The organism is Arthrobacter sp. E3 (assembly GCF_017353415.1).
Lineage (GTDB): Bacteria > Actinomycetota > Actinomycetes > Actinomycetales > Micrococcaceae > Specibacter.
On sequence record NZ_JAFMPX010000011.1, the window covers coordinates 72,922 to 89,903 of the forward strand.

Here is a 16,982-nt window from a genome sequence, read left to right on the forward strand (position 1 = left end):
CCAGGGGCTGCAACCAGCAACATTTCTACGTTGCGTAGAACTATGGAATACTGGGCCTTTACTCGGGCAAAGGGGGAAGCGCAGAATGTCTGCCCGCGGCGTTCGTCTTGCGCGTGGTTGGGCCGGAGCGGCCGCAGCCACCTTTGCTGCCGCGCTCTCGCATGTGCTTGCCGGCGGAGAAGTTCCCGGGCTGCCCGTTTTCCTCCTCTCCCTGGCGCTGTCAGGACTGATCTGTTCGCTGCTGGCCGGACGTGTCTTGTCCCTGTGGAGAATGTCTACGGCCGTCATCTTGAGCCAAGGCTTGTTTCATTGGTTGTTCAGTGCCGGCGCCAGTTTGTCCGGCGCCTATGTGGTAACAACCACCGCGGGCACCCAGGCCGGGCATCTGGGTCACGACATGACGTCCATGACGCTCATGGCCGTTGGTTCCGCGCCCTCCGGCATGGCCCAGGACATGGACCATAACTCCCCGTTGATGCTTCTTTGCCACGCCATCGCAGCACTCTTTACCATTGCGGCACTGCACCGTGGCGAGCAGGCTGGGGTGCGGCTGCTGCAGGCGCTGCGGCTTCGCTTAGTCAGATTCCTGCCCGCGTTGGCCTCGTTGCCGGTCCGGCCGCGCACACCGTCCCTCCCTTCCCACTGGCCCGTCCGTGTCCTGACAAGCCTGGGCGTTCCGCTGCTTGCCATGCGCCACCGCGGACCGCCGCTGTGTGCTGTTGTGTCCACTAGCGCTTAGCGCTTTTCCAACACCAGCACAGCCCTGCAATCACACTGCACAGTCATCCATACGGAACGGTGGCAGGGCGGGAAGCAGCCATGGCAGGAATTTACTTGCAATCAATCTCATGGCGAAATCCTGGAAGTTGGGCAGCAGCCCTGCTGGCCGTCTTGTTGTTGTCCCTGGGGTATTCCCTGGGCACAGCTACCATCGCGGCAGCCCACGACCAGATCATTTCGACCAACCCCCAACCAGAGCAGCGCCTAGCCGCTGGCCCGTCCCACATTGAGCTCTCCTTCAGCGCCCCGTTGCTGAGCCTTGGCCACGAGATCCTCGTTGTCGATGCCCTATCAAAGAACTGGAGCCAGGGGGATGCGGTGCTGTGCGGCGAAAAACTCACCCAACCGCTCTCCCCCGACATGCCGGATGGCGAATACCGGGTGCGCTGGCGGGTCGTTTCCGGCGACGGGCACCCGATCAGCGGCAGCTACCCCTTTCTTGTGGGGTCAACTGCCACAGCTGGAACCGTCCCCGCGCCCGGGACACCTGCGGCCGGGTCTACGCCCGCTGCGGGATCCGATGCAGGCACCGAGTACGCAGGCGATTCACCATCACTGCCTGCACCATCCAAGGCCGGGCTCCCCGTCTGGCTGGTAGCGATGATCGGCTCTGCCATTGGGCTGAGCGGGTACCTCGGCTACCTCACCATCCAGCGATTCCAGCGCCCACGCAGCACCACAAAGTAACACCACCAAAACATAGTTCTTTCCGGGCCGGGACCACACCGATGCCCGTCCGGACACCAGTCATCAGGAGTCTTATCATGTCCAAAAAGTTCATTTACCCCCTGCTGCCCGTCCTCGTCGCGACCTCTTTGGCGCTCTCAGCCTGCGGCACAGCCGAAACCCAGGGAACGCCGTCGTCCGTCAGCCAAGACGCCTCAGCCAGTCACGGCGCCTCGGCGCTGGTTGTCGGCGAGCCGTGGGTGAAAGCCTCCAAAGACGGAATGACCGGCGCTTTCGGCATTCTCAGCAACACCACCGACCACGACATCACGGTTGTGGGCGCCACCTCTCCTGCCGCCGCCACAGTGGAACTGCATGAGACCGTGCCAGGTTCTGACGGAACCCTGCAAATGCGCGCCAAGGACGGCGGCTTCGTCATCCCCGCCAAGGGCGAATTCGTGCTCGAGCCCGGGGCAAGCCACATCATGCTGATGGGACTGAAAAGCCCCCTCGCAGCCGGAGATGACATCACGTTCGAGCTGCACACCTCCGACGGCGGACGTCTCTCCTTCACCGCTCCGGCCAAGGACTTCAGCGGGGCCAATGAGAACTATGAGGGCTCGCACGGCACAGATGACGGCCACGGCGCGATGGACCCTTCCGGCGAAGCGTCGCACCCGGCCTCCCCGACTCAGTCCAAATAGCTGAAGGAGGGCGGCACGGTGAAGGGGAAAGTTGTGAAGCACGACGGCGGCGGGCTGCAGCGCCGGCATCTGCTCTTTGGTGGTGCGGCAGCAGGACTGGGCGCCGTGGCCGCCGTCGGGCTTCAAGTGGTCAATGGCGCGGAGAAGGCTGCCGTGCAGCCCGCGGCGCAGGTTCAGCATGGCTCGGGAAAGGTGCCGTTTTATGGTGCGCGCCAGGCCGGCATTGGCACGGCGCCGCAAGCGCACGGTGTTTTTGTCGCGTTGGATCTTCATCCTGCGACCACTCGGGAGCGGGTGCGGTCACTGTTGAAGCTGCTCAGCGACGATGCAGCGCGGCTCACACAGGGGAAGGCGGCGCTGGCTGACACGGAGGCTGAACTGGCGGTGCATCCGGCGCGGCTGACGGTGACGTTTGGCTTTGGGCCGCGGCTTGTCCACATCGTTGCGCCGCAGCAGGCGCCGGGCTGGCTCAAGCCACTGCCTGATTTCAGCATCGACAAGCTGGTGCCGGAGTTCAGCGGAGGCGATTTGCTGCTGCAGATCTGCTCCGACGATCCGGTGACCGTGGCCCATGCGCAGCGCATGTTGCTGAAGGACTGCCGGAGTTTTGCTGCCGTGAAGTGGGTCCAGTCCGGGTTCCGCCGCGCGCACGGGACGGAGGCGTCCGGCACCACCATGCGCAATCTGTTTGGGCAGGTGGACGGGACGTCGAATGCGGTTCCGGGCGGGGAGCCGTACGAGAAGGTGGTTTGGGGGGATGGCGCGATTCCGTCGTGGACTGAGAACGGGACGTCGTTGGTGATCCGCCGGATTCGAATGGATCTGGACACGTGGGACGAGCTGGACAGGTCGGGGCGGGAGGAATCGGTGGGGCGAAAGCTGGGCAACGGTGCACCGCTGACGGGGGTGCAGGAACATGACGAACCTGATTTCAAGGCCTTGAATCCGCATGGCTTTCCTGTAATCGCAGATTTCTCCCATATGCGCCGCTCCCGGCCCGATGACGAGTCCCAACGGATCTTCCGCCGCGCCTACAACTACGACGCCGCCCCCAGTGGGGGAAGTGTCTCCGAATCCGGGCTGATTTTCGCGTCTTACCAGGCCGACGTGGACAAGCAGTTCGTGCCGATCCAGCAACGGCTGGACGAGCTGGACCTGCTCAACACATGGACAATGCCCATTGGCTCAGCAGTGTTCGCCATCCCGCCCGGCTGCCAGCCGGGCGGGTTCGTCGGCGACGGGCTGTTCACCGGCAGCTGATGGGCGCATCCTGTTGAGGACCACCGCGGGGGCTAGTCCTGCGGTGGCTCCGGTGCCGCATCTGGTGGGAGGGAGGTTGTGACGGCGGGAGTCTTTGCTGCGGCCGGGTCGTCCGGCCCCTGATCCAGCCTGAAGGGCGGGTATTCATCCCGCAGCAGGAGGGTGTAGGTGGCGACGCGGTAGATCCACCGGTTGATCCCCATAATCAGGTTGAACAGCGGGCGCTGGTACCGTCCGGTGAACAGAAGGATGACGGCGGCTATGAGAACCAAAAGGCCCAGCAGGGACAAACCGGCATTGCGCCCGTAATCCGATGACCAATTCTCGGTGCTGTCCCACGAGGACCACGCGGCGCCGGTGAACACAGCGACGATCATCAGGTGGGGAATGGCCAGCAGCCACCCTTTGACCAGAACAAGCCCGTGGGAGAGCCTGTCCGGGTAGTCGACGTTGAAGTCCGCGGGGTAGTCGGAGGAGTCCAGGGTGAAGGGCGGGTATTTGTCGGTGGCCAGCGCGGAGTATGCGTAGAACGTCACCCGCCAGTTCCAGCGCAGCACGCCCACGGCGAAGTCGAAGAGCGGGCGCGGGTAGCGGCCGGTGAACAGGATGGCGAAGCCGGAGATGATCGTGGTGATGACAACGGCGATCCAGAGGAAGAACAAGATGATGAAATGGGGTATGGCCAGTAGCCATTTGACGAGCCACAGCCCGCGCGACACGTCAGGATCGAGGTGCCCGGAAAGCCGTGCAGGATAGTTCTTCCCCGTTGCCGGCTCGGCGGATTGGAGTGGCTGAGCCGATGGGGCCGACTGCGGCGCATGGACCGACTGAATAGTGTGGTCGGTGTAGCCGGAGTGGTTGGGGTGGTTGATGCCACCGGATCCATGGGCAGACGAACGCCTGCCGATCAGAATGGCGCCGAGGGTAATCAGTCCCGCACCGATAACCAGGATGACAATCCCGCCGATCCACAGGCCGGGGCCAAGTGCTCCGAACAGTGTGGAACGGACCGCGGCCTGAACCTCGGCTGTGACTCCGGCACCGGCGTCGGCGTTCATGATCACCAGAACCCAGTCGCCGCTGCGCAGGTCCATGGTGACGTGCTGTATGCCCGGCCCGGACGAGGAGACTGCCCAGAAGGTTTGCCCGGAAGGCGGGCTGGGCACGGTTTGTCCTGGCACGTCCCGGTACCCGACCCGGAAAGGCAACGCTTCCACGCGGGTAATTTCGGTGGTGTGGACGCCGGAGAGATAACGGTCGACGTCGGACTTTGCCCCAATGCCGATGAAGATCTCCCCGCCGGGTGCCGTTGACTCGGCAGCTATGCGAAGACTGCCCAGATCGAAGGGAAGCTGATCGACGCCGACCCGTGCGGGTGGCGTAGTCAGCGCATAGGAGGGCGCGGAAAATTCACGCACCGGCGAGTTGAGGTAGCCCTCTGAACCCTCTTGGGACAGGACCGCGGCCGAGGCAGCACCGCCGATAATCCCTCCCACACCCACCAGCGCGAACAGGACACCCAGCACCAAGGCGACAACTGCGCCCGCGATTCCCCTGCGACCAGAGCTTGGGCGAGGCGCCCCGCCGTCGACCATTGGATTGACCGTCATATCAATACTCCCCCTTCGTAGGCTGCCAGACTCTCACAACCGTTGACCCACGGTTAGAGGCTAAGGTCACTCCCACTGTCAGTCGCAATGCCGCTAGGGAGTGCGGGGCTGACCAAGGTTTAGCTGAAGTGTTGCGCCGCACGGCTGGACCTGTTGGGGTTAAGGGCAACTGCGCGGCCAATAAAACGGCGGCATAACTGCCGGGAAGGTTCACACACGATGCTGCACCAGCCGTATATACACAATCTCTCTTGCGTTGTTGCCGCACCAATCCAAGCCTGGTCTGAACCAACAGGACAGATTCTGGGGCTTGGGGCACAAGGAATCTACTGTTCCGACGAACGGATTATCCGTCAGGCGGTCATCAGCGTGAACGGCGACGAACCCGACTGGGTCTCCACCCAGCCGCTGGATGGAAGCGCCGCGGCATACTTGAGTTTCATTCGGATGGATCCGGCCGCGTCAGACCCCCTCGTGTCATTGCAGCGGACAAGATCAGCCGCCGGGGGAAGATTGTCAGAAACCTTTGAACTCCGATCAGCACTGGCTGAAGCTACAGAGTTCAACATCGAGCTTCGCCTCGTTGCAGACAACACTGCGCTGGCAGACATCAAGGTGGGGAAAAGCTCAACTGAGCCTGTCACCACGGACATTGCAGGATGGAAGTGGCGCGACGACGACACCCACTTGGTGCTGTCCTTTGACGGATCGCCTCAAGTAAATGCCGAGACCCCAGTGGTTACCGCAATCTGGAACGTGACAGTGCCCGCGGGCGGGGCTGCCTCCTTTGGCTGGGCGGTCACAGCTCATGATGCCGACGCCCCAATGGTTGGCTCCACCGCGAAGCCTCTCAAGATACCGTCAGTGGCCGATCCTTCCATGCAGCAGCTCTTGCACCGGGCAGTGGGCGATCTGAATGGGCTGCGAATGACCGACAGGCTCTCTCCGTCAGACTCTTTTCTGGCCGCAGGGGCGCCTTGGTTTTTTACCATGTTTGGCCGTGACTCAATCATCGCTGCCCGCATGCTGCTACCCATTGACACGACAATTGCCGGTGGAACACTCCGCGCGCTGGCACAACGCCAGGGAGAATCCATTGACGCCGAGTCCGCCGAGCAACCCGGGAAGATCCTGCATGAGGTGCGCAGAGCAACGACCAAAGTGACGGCGGATGGCAGCGTCTGCCTTCCACCGGACTACTTCGGAACCGTGGATGCAACACCACTGTGGATCATCCTTTTGCGCGATGCTTGGCGCTCCGGCCTTCCCGAAAAAGAGGTGAAGGCGCTCCTGCCACACTTGGAGCGAGCGCTGGCCTGGTTGCATAACCATGGTGATTCAGACGGGGATGGTTTCCTGGAATACCTGGACACGACCGGGCACGGACTGGCGAACCAAGGCTGGAAAGACAGCGCTGATTCAATCCGCTGGCATGACGGACGATTGGCGCAGGGCCCCATCGCCCTCTGCGAAGTTCAAGGCTACGCCTACGCCGCGGCAATAGCCGGCGCAGAATTGCTCGAGGCATTTGCTCCCGTCGAAGACCAGACTGCTTCAACCCCGCAGCACTGGCGGAACTATGCCAAGAACATGGCCGACAGCTTCCGCGCCAGCTTCTGGTGCATGGACGAAGACGGCCCCTACCCCGCCATCGCGCTCGATGCGGACAAGAAGCCCGTCGACGCAGTGGCAAGCAACATGGGTCACCTCTTGGGCACCGGAATCCTCAATCCAGCTGAAACTGCCACAGTGGTCAGCCGTCTCATGGGCCCCACCCTGTTCTCGGGATACGGAATCCGCACCATCTCCAGCACCAACGCAAGCTACTGGCCAACCCGCTACCACGGTGGCGCTGTCTGGACCCATGACACGGCCCTGATACTCAGCGGAATGGTCGCCGACGGATACTCAGCCGAAGCCCGGATCCTCGCTGACGGGCTGCTGGCCGCCGCTAGGGGTTTTGACTGGCGCTTGCCAGAGCTCTTCTCCGGACAGGGAGCCGATCAGGTCTGGCCTCCAGTCCCCTACCCTGCTTCGTGCCACCCCCAGGCTTGGGCTGCCGCCTCAGCCATCCCCATGGCGCAAGCGCTCGGGCTGCTCCCCAGCCCATGAAAAGCGTTCCCTCCCAGGCTTTTAATGGGTGGTTAGTGGTCCTCGTCGCCGTAGATGAAGGCTTTAGCGTGATCAACGGCTTTTTTGAAGGCGTCGTTGCGCAGAGTGACGTGTTCGCCTTGTTGGGTTTCGACGTAATCCGTTATCCCCGGGCGCAGGAGCCAGATGTCCCCTGCTGGCGGGAGGTAGAACACGGCAAAGGAACGGTGGGTGTCGTCATCGGTCCATACGGGCACGACGGCGAGTGCGGCGCCAGTGTCTGGGTTGATCCACTGGGCTCTGGGCATGGGAAGTTCGTGGAGTTCCGGGTCCAGGAACGGGGCTGTTCCTTCACCCCAGCGCTGTTCGAAGCGTTCGTGGAACGCTGGCAAGAGGGGTGTGTCGTAGCGACGCCATGCATTCATTTGGCCATGCCTCCTGATAGTTGGTTTCGTCGGTGGTGACTTATTGATCCAAACCAATAACTGTTGTGGCTGACATAGATTTTTTATAACACGTCTGCGAGAATGTTGCAAGAGACATTTACAGGAATCTGAGACTTTGAAGACCAGACTCAGAGTCCGTCAACATCTGCAGACCAAGGGAAGTGACTGGACATGGCGATCCAAGATACACAGGCGCATGGGGTATACGCGATCTCCGTTGCGGCAGAGCTGGTGGGCACCGGCCAGCAAAACCTTCGCCTGTACGAACGCAAGGGACTGTTGGAACCTGGTCGTACCGACGGAGGAACGCGCCGATACAGCGAGAACGATCTCGTGACCCTGCGCAGGATCTCTGCACTCCTCACCCAGGGGCTCAACATCTCCGGCATCCGCATGGTCCTGGCCCTGGAAAAAGAAAACACCGCGCTCAAAGAAAAAATCACACACAAGCTCTCACGGCCCGGAACGGCAAGACAGGCTCCGGCCGGCGGCAACGAAGTGCTCCCGATTTAAGTCAGCAAGTCTGATCAAGGGCTAACGGGCGTCGGTGTTTTCCTCGCCCGGCAGCCCCTTGACGGTCTGGATGCCTTTCGCACCTTTGTCCTTCAAGTATTTCCTGCTTACGGGCACTTCCATCGGTTTGTCCCCTGTCTTCTCCAGAACATAGGCACCGGAGAGATTTGTACGGGTGAGTCTTGTCCCCGTGAGTATCGCACCGGTGAGGTTGGCGTGGGTCAGGTTCGCGTCGAGAAGACGCGCGCCGGCGAGGTTTGCCCTGGTGAGGTCCGCCGCGCTAAGGTCTGCGCCGATCAGGTCCCCGCCACTGAGGTTTGCGCCGGTGAGATTGGCGAGGTTGAGGTTTGCGTCATTGAGGTACGCATGGTTGAGATTCGCAGCGCTGAAAGATGCGCCATCAAGGTTCGCGCCGTCGAAGGATGCACCGGTGAGGTTTGCGCCGTCGAACGACGCGTCGGTGAGATCCGCGCCGTCGAGTATGGCGCCGCTGAGGTTCAGGCCGGGAAGAAGCGTCAGCTTTGTTGGGCGAGAAAGGTGGGTGATGCGGCCGGCGGCAACTGCCGCCGCGGCAGTATCACTTTTCATTTCCCCTGCGGCTACTCCACTGCTCCTCTTGAGCGGTGACTCAGAACGCAGATATGCCCATAGGACGTCCAGAATGGTTTGCCGGTCGCGCTCAGAATCTTGGGCAATACGCTCCAGCGCCTTGATCCCGCCGAGTCTGATCACGGGAGAAACATCACCGAGCTGCTTGATGGCCCTCGTGTAACGGGACATCCACTTTGCCTCCACGTCAGACGCAGGCGCGTCCCCACCGAGTGCCTGCCCTTTCCGCTTCCGCTGGTGCCTGGCTAGAAGAACAAGAACAGCGATGATGGCGACTAAGGCACCGGCGGAAATTACCCATCCAGGTCTGACATCAGTGCTGGCTTGAGCCAACCCAGCAGTCTTCAGAGCAAATACCATGGCTCCCATTCCTCACCACCCCCTTCGGTGCCGCAGTCGCCATGGACGCTGCCCGTCATCTGTCATAGCAGCATCATGCACCATGATCGTCCGCAAAGTTCCTTTCAACGCCTTAAAAGCAGGTTCTGATTCTGTGGAGCAGTTGCTGCGCATTGAGAGAATAGCTGGGGATGCCCACTACTACACCACAAATATAAACGAGTCGCGATTTCCAGGATGCTTTAGCAAGGGAATACGCGGGAGGCTTAGGAGGTTGTCGACCCTATGAACCATGACAACTCACAGCATCTTGAAGTATCAACCACCATCGATCTGAAGGATCTGGGAAGGGTCCATCGTCTAGGGTTCGGTGCAATGCGCATCGTCGGGGACGGCGTCTGGGGTGAGCCTGCGGATCGAGGTGACGCGATCGCCGTCGTACGCCGCGCAGTAGAACTCGGGGTCGACTTCATTGACACCGCTGATTCGTATGGGCCCAACGTCAGCGAAGAGATCCTGGCCGAGGCGTTGCACCCGTACAAGGATGGCCTGAAGATCGCCACCAAGGTCGGCTTCACCCGCACAGGACCCGACGTGTGGGTTCCGGTGGGCCGAGCCGAATACCTGCGGCAGCAGACCGAGCTGAGCCTCCGCAAGCTCAAGGTGGATTCCTTAGATCTGCTGCAGCTGCACCGGATCGATCCCAAGGTGGATATGGAAGAGCAATTCTCGGTCCTGCGTGACCTGCAGAAAGAAGGCAAGGTCAAGGCGCTGGGTCTGTCACAGGTCAGCGTGGCCGAGCTCGAGGAAGCCGGAAAGTACTTCACCGTCTCCACCGTGCAGAACCGCTACAACCTCACGGACCGCAGTTCCGAGGACGTCCTGAAATACGCCGAGCAGAACGGTATCGGCTTCATCCCTTGGGCGCCGATCTCCGCTGGTGAGCTGGCACAGCCCGGCGGACCCCTGGATGAGGCTGCGAAGCGGCTCGGTGCCACAACCTCGCAGGTGGCCTTGGCGTGGCTGTTGCGCCGTTCGCCGGTCATGATGCCCATTCCCGGCACGGGCTCCGTGAAACACCTCGAAGAGAATCTGGGTGCGGCGGCCGTGGTACTCGACGACGACACTTACGCGGAACTCGAAGCGGCGCGCTGACCGTTTTCCACTCCGACAACCACACGACAACATCCGCTGGCCCAAAAGGCCTGGCCGAACAGGAGCACGCACATGGCTAACATACTGATGGTCGTTTCCGCAGCCGATTCCCTCACCATGAGGGACGGCAGCGAGCACCCCACCGGATACTGGGCGGAGGAGCTTGTGGTTTCTCACAAGACCCTGCTCGACGCCGGCCACACGGTTCACATTGCAACTCCCGGAGGCGCGAAGCCCACGGTGGACCAGGTGAGCCTCACGGACGATTCGGCAGGGGGCAAGGAAAGGGCAGACGGTTTCCGCGACTACATCGCTTCGATAGACGCTGAGCTGAGCGCGCCGCTGGTGCTGGCTGACGTGAGTGTCGAAACCTACGACGGCGTTGTCATGCCCGGTGGACACGGACCCATGACCGATCTCTACAAGGACGCGAATTTGGGTCGACTGCTGGTCGCAGCCAACACCGCCGGTAAGATCATTGCCCCGTTCTGCCACGGTCCGGCCGCTTTGCTCAGCGCTGTGGACGACGACGGCAAGTTCGCCTTCGAGGGGCGCCGCCTGACAGTATTCACCAATGAGGAAGAACTCAATGGTGGTACCGGGCCCAACACTCCTTGGTTCGTCGAGGACGCCCTGACGGACAAGGGCGCCATCGTCGAAAACGCGGCGGCCTGGAGCTCGCATGTGGTCCGCGACGGCAACCTCATCACCGGACAAAACCCCCAGTCCAGCGAAGACGTCGCCAAGGAAGTTATCAAGGCACTCCAGAAGTAGCATTCGTCTGGGACGGGTCCGGCTGCGCTGGACTCGTCCTCGGGCAAGGCAAAAGCAGTACATCAGACCCATGCGCGGACGCGGCGTCGACTCCGGGTTTAACCGCGTGGACCTGATTCACAAGTGCGGAATTCTGTTCCATGCGCCTGAATTTATCGATGCCGCTCTGAGTTCACTGGCCATTCAGCTGGACGCCATCGCGGACGAACTCAATGACAACGTTGCTAAGACGGCCCGACACCGCCAGGTGAGAAACTCGCATCTGCAAAATACCCTCTTTGTTAGTGAGAAATTGGTCTACTGTAAGCCACACTCCCCCGAGAAGGGCGATCTCATGGTGAAAATGCCGGTCGTCCACAGACCCCCATTGGTGGATCAAGGCTAAGCTCTGGTAACTGCATGAAATAAGAGGATGATTCCTGACCGGAGTAGGAAATTGCCGTGAAAGTAATTGTGATTGGTGCGGGACTAGCGGGGCTGCGTGCCGCACGCCTAGCCTCCGAACAAGAGCACGACGTCACAGTATTGGAAGCCTCACAAAGAGTTGGTGGCCGCGTCGATACCGAGCTGGTGAACGGATTTCGGTGCGACCGAGGGTTTCAGCTAATAAATCCTGGCTACCCGGACGCTCGGAGGGCGCTGAACCTCAAGGACTTGGATCTACATGCATCAGGACGTGGTGTCGCAGTTCGGGATGAGTCTGGTCTGCGGATATTGGCGGATCCCTTCCGGCACCCCGCATACCTGAGAGGGTTATTCGGCGGCACGGTCAAGCTAGGCGACATTTCTGCGTTAGTCCGTTGGAACCGCTTTGCAAGCAGCGAATCGCTGTCACTGCAGCAAGCCATCAACGACGCTGGCTTCTCAGTGTCCTTTCGCAAGGTCATCGAAAAATTCTTTTCGGGTGTGGTGGCAGACCGGGATCTAAAAACCGTGGCTTCCTTGGGACGAACATTGGTCTGGTATTTCGCCAAGGGAATCCCGTCGTTGCCGGCGCAAGGAATGTCGGCAGTGGCACATCAGATGGCCGAGCCGGTCCTGGAACACATCAGATTCTCAACGCCCGTAAAATCCCTCATCAGCCAAAATGGCCAAGTGAGAGTCATCTGCAGCTCCGGTGAAGAGCTGATGGCGGACCGGGTGGTGGTGGCCACCGGCCCGAAGGTTAGTGCCCGGCTCACTGGACAGCCAGAGCCAACCATGAATTCCCTCACCACGTGGTGGTTCGATGCTCCACATCGTCCCAGTAAGTTGCCTTTCCTCTACCTTGATGTTCGAGGAGATTCCCGGCTGACCCATACTTCGGTGATCTCCAATGTGTGCCCGTCGTATGCCCCTGCCGGGCGTCATCTGGTCCAAGCAACCGTCGTGGGTGCGCACGATTTAGATGACAGCGAAGTCATGGCCCAAGCCGCCAGCATCATGGGCATCCATGATCCCGATTGGAGATTGCTGGTGCGCCACGACATTCCCGATGCTTTGCCCTCCATCGAGCCCGGGCAACGTCCGCTAGTGAGTGGGATCGCTGGAGTGATAATTGCCGGTGACACTGCGGAATCCAGCATTCAGGGCGCATTGGCCAGTGGAGATGCAGCCGCCCATGCACTGGGCGGCACAAGAGGAACGGCCAATACGCGTGAGTCCTTCAACGATACGTTCACCCTAAGGATTCGGTGTATCGGCGATGCCAAGGATGTTTGGGATAAGCTGACCGATCTGGAGAACCACACCAGAGCCATTCCCTTCACCGCAGTGACGCCAGCACAAAGCCGGATGAGCGATGGTCTGGAATTTGTCGGCCTCACGTCCTTTGGGCCAGTGAAAATGGCAGACCGCATGGTGGTCCGTCGAGCCGAAGAACCTAGTGAGGGAAATCCAGGACGTCTAAGAGTTTCGAAATTTGGTCCGGTAGCAGGTGAAGTCGAGGCCAGCATCGAGCAAGATGGCTCTGAGGTCGTGGTCGTATGGCGCCAGAGCCTCCGGCCGGCGTGGCTGCCATGCTGGCTCAGACCCCTTGGAACTGTTGTTGCACGAGTGGGCTACGGCATTGGCCTGCGTAAACTGCTCACCTGAAAAGCATCTTCGTCAAAGATGGCCCGCGAGGTTGCCACTGGCCATGTTTCTAGCTGTTTCACAGTTCATCACTGTTTTCCTTGGACACCCGGTGCGCTTACGATGCCCGGTCAGCATTCGTAGGGCCGTTGGCCGGACTCCCGCTGGCCACTTCAGAGCCTAAAGACATTGGGCGGATGATCGCGAGACCCGGTTCAGACGACTGGAAGATTGAATGTCCTGCGTGTGGGACCTGGTGGCACGGTGGCAGCAGTGTCCTCAGCGAACACGACCGCCCGCTATAGGGAGCCAACCGGACGCCAGTGACAGGATTCAGCTTTCCCTGCCTTGTCACGACAGAATGGTGTTGTGACTGACAACACTTCTGAGTTGCCGGAGCAGGATCCGTTGCCTGGCCTCAACGCTGACCGGGACCCTGCGCTGGCCCGTGAGCTGGCAGTGTTGCGGCTGGACAACGCCCGGCTTCGCAAACTCCTGGAACTGAGCGAGGAACAAGCAGCGGCCGCCCAGGCCGACCAACCAGTCTTCGCCGCCACCATGCCGGACGGCCCGGTGACCATGCATTCTGCACCGGAGACCAAGGTCCTGTTCTTTGAAAATCTGTTTCGCTGCCGCAATGACGTGTATGCCACCCGCTGGGAAAACACGAAGGATGGCCGCTCGGGGTGGGTGCCGGCCGTCGCGGGTGGCTGGCGCAAGGGAACACCGCGGGACAGTGTCGCCTTCCTGAAACTCACCTCCGCCGCCGTCGCCGACCATCTGAGGGGCACCAAGCACATCGGCCTGTACCCGCTCACCGAAAAGGACACCTGCTGGTGGATAGCAGCGGATTTTGACGGAAACGCAGCAATGATGGATGCCCTGGCCTACGTCAAGGCTGCCCGGTTCCGCGGAATTCCCGCCGCCCTCGAAATTTCCCAGTCGGGCCGTGGCGCCCACGTCTGGATCTTCTTCACGGAAGCCATTTCCGCCGCAACGGCCCGCCAGCTGGGCACAGGTCTCATTCACGAGGCCATGGGCCTGCGTGGCAGCATGAGCCTGTCCAGCTACGACCGGCTGTTCCCCTCCCAAGATGTACACACCGGAAAGGGCATGGGGAACTTGATCGCCGCCCCGCTGAACGGAAAGCGGCGGAACAACGACGGGACAACCCTGTTTCTGGACACCACCACCCTCGAGCCTTTTGAAGACCAATGGGCCTACCTGTCCAGCTTGGACAGGCTCACGCCGTCGGCCGTGTATGGGCACATCCGCCGCCTGCCTTCAGTCCGCTTGGGCAACGAGGTGCGCCGACTTGAATTGCCGCGCGCCTCTAAAATTGTTCCCCGCCCGGCCATGGTCGTACAGGCAACATTCGCGTCCCGCTTGACCATCCGCTCCACGGACCTCGGCCCGGCCATGATCTCTGCCATCAAGCACGCGGCGTCCATGGCCAATCCCGAATTCTATGACCGGCAGCGGCAGCGCCGCTCCACCTGGAACATCCCCCGCTACCTGCACTTTTACGACGAGACCCTCGAAGGAGACCTCATCATCCCGCGGGGTCTGCTGCCCTTGCTCCAGAATCTGGTGGAGTCGGCCGGCAGCACCCTGCGCCTGGATGACCGGAGAACGCCCGGCAACGCACAGGACCTTAAGTTCCTTGGTGTCCTCCGCCCTGAGCAGCAGCAGGCCATGGACGCCATCGAAAACATCGAGCAGGGCATCCTCGTCGCACCCCCCGGTGCCGGCAAGACGGTCATCGCCTGTGCGGCCATGGCCCACCACGGAGTGTCCACGCTGGTGCTGGTCGACCGTAAGGCGCTGGCGGACCAATGGCGGAAGCGGATCCACGAGCTGATAGGAGAGAAACCCGGACAGATCGGCGGTGGCAGGTCCAAGACCACCGGAAGAATCGACGTCGCACTTCTGCCCACCCTTGCCCGCCGCGACAACGTGGCCGAACTGACGGAGGGCTATGGTTTTGTGATTGCGGATGAGTGCCATCATGTTCCCGCCGCGGCGTTCAGCCATGTGATGAACCAGATGCCTGCAAAGCACTGGCTCGGGCTGACGGCAACGCCTTACCGGCGCGACAAACTTGATGCATTGATGTACCACCAGCTCGGCGACGTGGTGCACACGATCACGGCGACGCCGGCCCAGCAGCTGCCGCGCCATGAGCGCGAGCTCCCCGCCCCCACCTTGGCGCTGAAGGTGCACCGCACCAAGTATGTTTATACGGATGAGGCCGATCCCAGCGTGCCCGGCGGCATCTCGGAAATCTACAGGGACCTGGTGTCCGATGAGGCCCGCCTGCAGCAGATTTACGACGACGTCTTGGCGGCCCATGCGGCCAACTCACGCATCCTTCTGCTCACCACATGGAAGGCCCACTTGGAACGAGTCCGAGTCCGGTTTGTCGATGCAGGCTTGACACCGGTGGTCCTTTCCGGTGGCATGAAAAAGGCCGAGACCCGCGCCGCGGTGGAACTGATCGCCGCCGCCGACCCGGACAAACCGCTGCTGGTGCTGGGCACCGGATCGTTTATTGGCGAAGGTTTTGACGCGCCCAAGCTGGACACGCTGTTTCTTGCTGCACCCATCTCGTTCAAGGGACGCCTGGTCCAATACGCAGGGCGCATAACCAGACCGTTTCCCGGCAAAACTCAAGCAACAGTCCATGACTATCACGACGAGCTCACTCCCGTCTTGGCATCGTCCCTGGCCAAGCGAGCGCCCGGTTACGTCTCGCTCGGGTTCCCCGACCCACGGAGGATGTGAGCGGACTGTCTGCAACCAACGGCATCTCTCTCGCCGTCACGCTGCGCCACACGCCGAACTTGGCGGGCGGCGCCCTCTACCCCGCGGCCGTGAATGAGAGCAGCACGCGCGAGATGTCCCGGTGCAGCTCCGACTCCAGATAGTCCGACGGCTCAATACCGCTGCGCATCAACTCCATGGCGCTGACCTTTGCACCGATCCGAACCGTACCAACACCTGGCCATTGGAACAGGTTCGCGTACATGCCGCACTCCGGCTTGGCACCGGTCATGTTGACCGAATAGCTGGAGTAGATCCCCTCGTGCTCTACTTCCAGGATGGGCGTGCGCTCGCCAATGGGCGTCGACGCCAGATGCATGCCCGGCACCGGCTCCTCCCACAGCGTCATCGATTCGTCCAGACCAGCCTGCCCCGGTGCGCAGGCCCCTCCCAGCCCGTTCATTCCCTCAGTCATGCTGATGGTGATGCCCGATGCCGGATCCGTCACCGTGGTGGTGTCTCCCGAGGGGTTTGGCTAAGGTACCCCTCAACGCCAGTGATGACATCACCTTCGCCGACCATACCGTTTTCGAATTCCACGGCACGCGCCTGTATACGGACGCCGGCACACTTGCGAACGAGAAGTTGGTCATGGATACCAGGAACGACGACGGCGGACCCGCCATCGCGCCTCATCTCGCCGACGCTTTCCTCGCCCAACAGGCCAAAGTCCTTTTGGGCGGGACTAATGAGGCACTACGCAGTTATCTGTAAGAATTATTGGCAAATTCTTACAGATAGACGTATAAATGTAACAAAGATACCCCGATTCTGACAGTTAGGTCCCCATGCGGCAGTCCACACAAGATGACGGTAATCTCGGCCCCCTTACCCTAGAAGAACCGACGCTCGTACATGAGCCAGCACACGTCTTTCCTTCCGGGAACTACGAGACATTGACGTGGGAGGGGAACGCCGATGCCTTTCGCCAGAGCATGGCGCTGGGGATCCTATCTGGCGAGCACTATGATGCCTTTGTCCCGCCAATGATCGCCAACACCAGGTTCCAACCTTCAGGACATACTCTCGCCTTAGGGTTCGCGATGTAATAACTTGTAATTTTGGTTTATGTCCGGCCAGGACTGTGTTAAGGACGCTGATCCATCAGCGTGGGATTGTTACGCAGTGGCGTGCGGGGCGAGGGTGTAGTTCCAGTCGCC

Annotated in this window: 16 protein-coding genes; 12 read left to right on the forward strand and 4 right to left on the reverse strand. The window is 61.1% G+C overall.

Annotated elements, in window-relative coordinates:
• Window positions 1–85 precede the first annotated feature (85 nt).
• From JMA46_RS07065 to JMA46_RS07080, 4 genes are all read left to right on the forward strand, one after another.
• The gene (locus tag JMA46_RS07065; protein ID WP_207344636.1) at window positions 86–739 is read left to right on the forward strand and encodes a hypothetical protein; all 654 of its coding nucleotides are present in this window, start codon (window positions 86–88) and stop codon (window positions 737–739) included.
• Between the two features lie 80 nt (window positions 740–819).
• Window positions 820–1,467: a copper resistance CopC family protein gene (locus tag JMA46_RS07070; protein WP_207344637.1), complete on the forward strand. Its 648-nt coding sequence runs from the start codon at window positions 820–822 to the stop codon at window positions 1,465–1,467.
• A 77-nt stretch (window positions 1,468–1,544) separates the two neighbouring features.
• The gene (locus JMA46_RS07075) at window positions 1,545–2,150 is read left to right on the forward strand and encodes a copper chaperone PCu(A)C (RefSeq protein WP_207344638.1); all 606 of its coding nucleotides are present in this window, start codon (window positions 1,545–1,547) and stop codon (window positions 2,148–2,150) included.
• 18 nt (window positions 2,151–2,168) lie between these two features.
• The gene (locus JMA46_RS07080) at window positions 2,169–3,410 is read left to right on the forward strand and encodes a Dyp-type peroxidase (protein ID WP_207344639.1); all 1,242 of its coding nucleotides are present in this window, start codon (window positions 2,169–2,171) and stop codon (window positions 3,408–3,410) included.
• A gap of 32 nt (window positions 3,411–3,442) precedes the next feature.
• Here the strand turns inward: JMA46_RS07080 and JMA46_RS07085 are convergent, their stop codons facing one another.
• A complete protein-coding gene (locus tag JMA46_RS07085; RefSeq protein WP_247647118.1) occupies window positions 3,443–5,020 on the reverse strand; it encodes a DUF4389 domain-containing protein in 1,578 nt (525 codons plus the stop codon).
• Between the two features lie 219 nt (window positions 5,021–5,239).
• Here JMA46_RS07085 and JMA46_RS07090 point away from each other — a divergent pair, with 219 nt between their 5' ends.
• Complete coding sequence (locus tag JMA46_RS07090) at window positions 5,240–7,132, forward strand: glycogen debranching N-terminal domain-containing protein (RefSeq protein WP_207344640.1); 1,893 nt, start codon at window positions 5,240–5,242, stop codon at window positions 7,130–7,132.
• Window positions 7,133–7,164: 32 nt separating this feature from the next.
• On the opposite strand, the gene JMA46_RS07095 is transcribed toward JMA46_RS07090, so the two are convergent.
• Window positions 7,165–7,536, reverse strand: a complete 372-nt coding sequence (locus JMA46_RS07095) for a hypothetical protein (RefSeq protein ID WP_207344641.1) — start codon at window positions 7,534–7,536, stop codon at window positions 7,165–7,167.
• Between the two features lie 192 nt (window positions 7,537–7,728).
• On the opposite strand from JMA46_RS07095, the gene JMA46_RS07100 reads away from it, so the two are divergent.
• On the forward strand, window positions 7,729–8,070 hold the full coding sequence (locus JMA46_RS07100) for a MerR family transcriptional regulator (RefSeq protein WP_207344642.1): 342 nt from the start codon (window positions 7,729–7,731) through the stop codon (window positions 8,068–8,070).
• A gap of 21 nt (window positions 8,071–8,091) precedes the next feature.
• On the opposite strand, the gene JMA46_RS07105 is transcribed toward JMA46_RS07100, so the two are convergent.
• Window positions 8,092–8,850: a pentapeptide repeat-containing protein gene (locus JMA46_RS07105; protein WP_207344643.1), complete on the reverse strand. Its 759-nt coding sequence runs from the start codon at window positions 8,848–8,850 to the stop codon at window positions 8,092–8,094.
• A gap of 453 nt (window positions 8,851–9,303) precedes the next feature.
• Here JMA46_RS07105 and JMA46_RS07110 point away from each other — a divergent pair, with 453 nt between their 5' ends.
• The 5 genes from JMA46_RS07110 (at window position 9,304) to JMA46_RS07130 (ending at window position 15,783) form a co-directional block, all read left to right on the forward strand.
• Complete coding sequence (locus JMA46_RS07110; protein WP_207344644.1) at window positions 9,304–10,173, forward strand: aldo/keto reductase; 870 nt, start codon at window positions 9,304–9,306, stop codon at window positions 10,171–10,173.
• Window positions 10,174–10,245: 72 nt separating this feature from the next.
• Window positions 10,246–10,947: a type 1 glutamine amidotransferase domain-containing protein gene (locus JMA46_RS07115; protein ID WP_207344645.1), complete on the forward strand. Its 702-nt coding sequence runs from the start codon at window positions 10,246–10,248 to the stop codon at window positions 10,945–10,947.
• A gap of 70 nt (window positions 10,948–11,017) precedes the next feature.
• Window positions 11,018–11,332, forward strand: coding sequence for a hypothetical protein (locus JMA46_RS07120; protein WP_207344646.1), 315 nt, complete (start codon window positions 11,018–11,020; stop codon window positions 11,330–11,332).
• A 56-nt stretch (window positions 11,333–11,388) separates the two neighbouring features.
• Complete coding sequence (locus JMA46_RS07125; RefSeq protein WP_207344647.1) at window positions 11,389–13,020, forward strand: NAD(P)/FAD-dependent oxidoreductase; 1,632 nt, start codon at window positions 11,389–11,391, stop codon at window positions 13,018–13,020.
• A 348-nt stretch (window positions 13,021–13,368) separates the two neighbouring features.
• Window positions 13,369–15,783: a DEAD/DEAH box helicase family protein gene (locus tag JMA46_RS07130; RefSeq protein WP_348770084.1), complete on the forward strand. Its 2,415-nt coding sequence runs from the start codon at window positions 13,369–13,371 to the stop codon at window positions 15,781–15,783.
• Window positions 15,784–15,859: 76 nt separating this feature from the next.
• Here the strand turns inward: JMA46_RS07130 and JMA46_RS07135 are convergent, their stop codons facing one another.
• On the reverse strand, window positions 15,860–16,237 hold the full coding sequence (locus JMA46_RS07135) for a hypothetical protein (RefSeq protein ID WP_207344648.1): 378 nt from the start codon (window positions 16,235–16,237) through the stop codon (window positions 15,860–15,862).
• A 56-nt stretch (window positions 16,238–16,293) separates the two neighbouring features.
• Here JMA46_RS07135 and JMA46_RS07140 point away from each other — a divergent pair, with 56 nt between their 5' ends.
• Entirely contained in the window at window positions 16,294–16,536 is a 243-nt protein-coding gene (locus JMA46_RS07140; protein ID WP_207344649.1) for a hypothetical protein, read from the forward strand.
• Window positions 16,537–16,982: the final 446 nt, after the last annotated feature.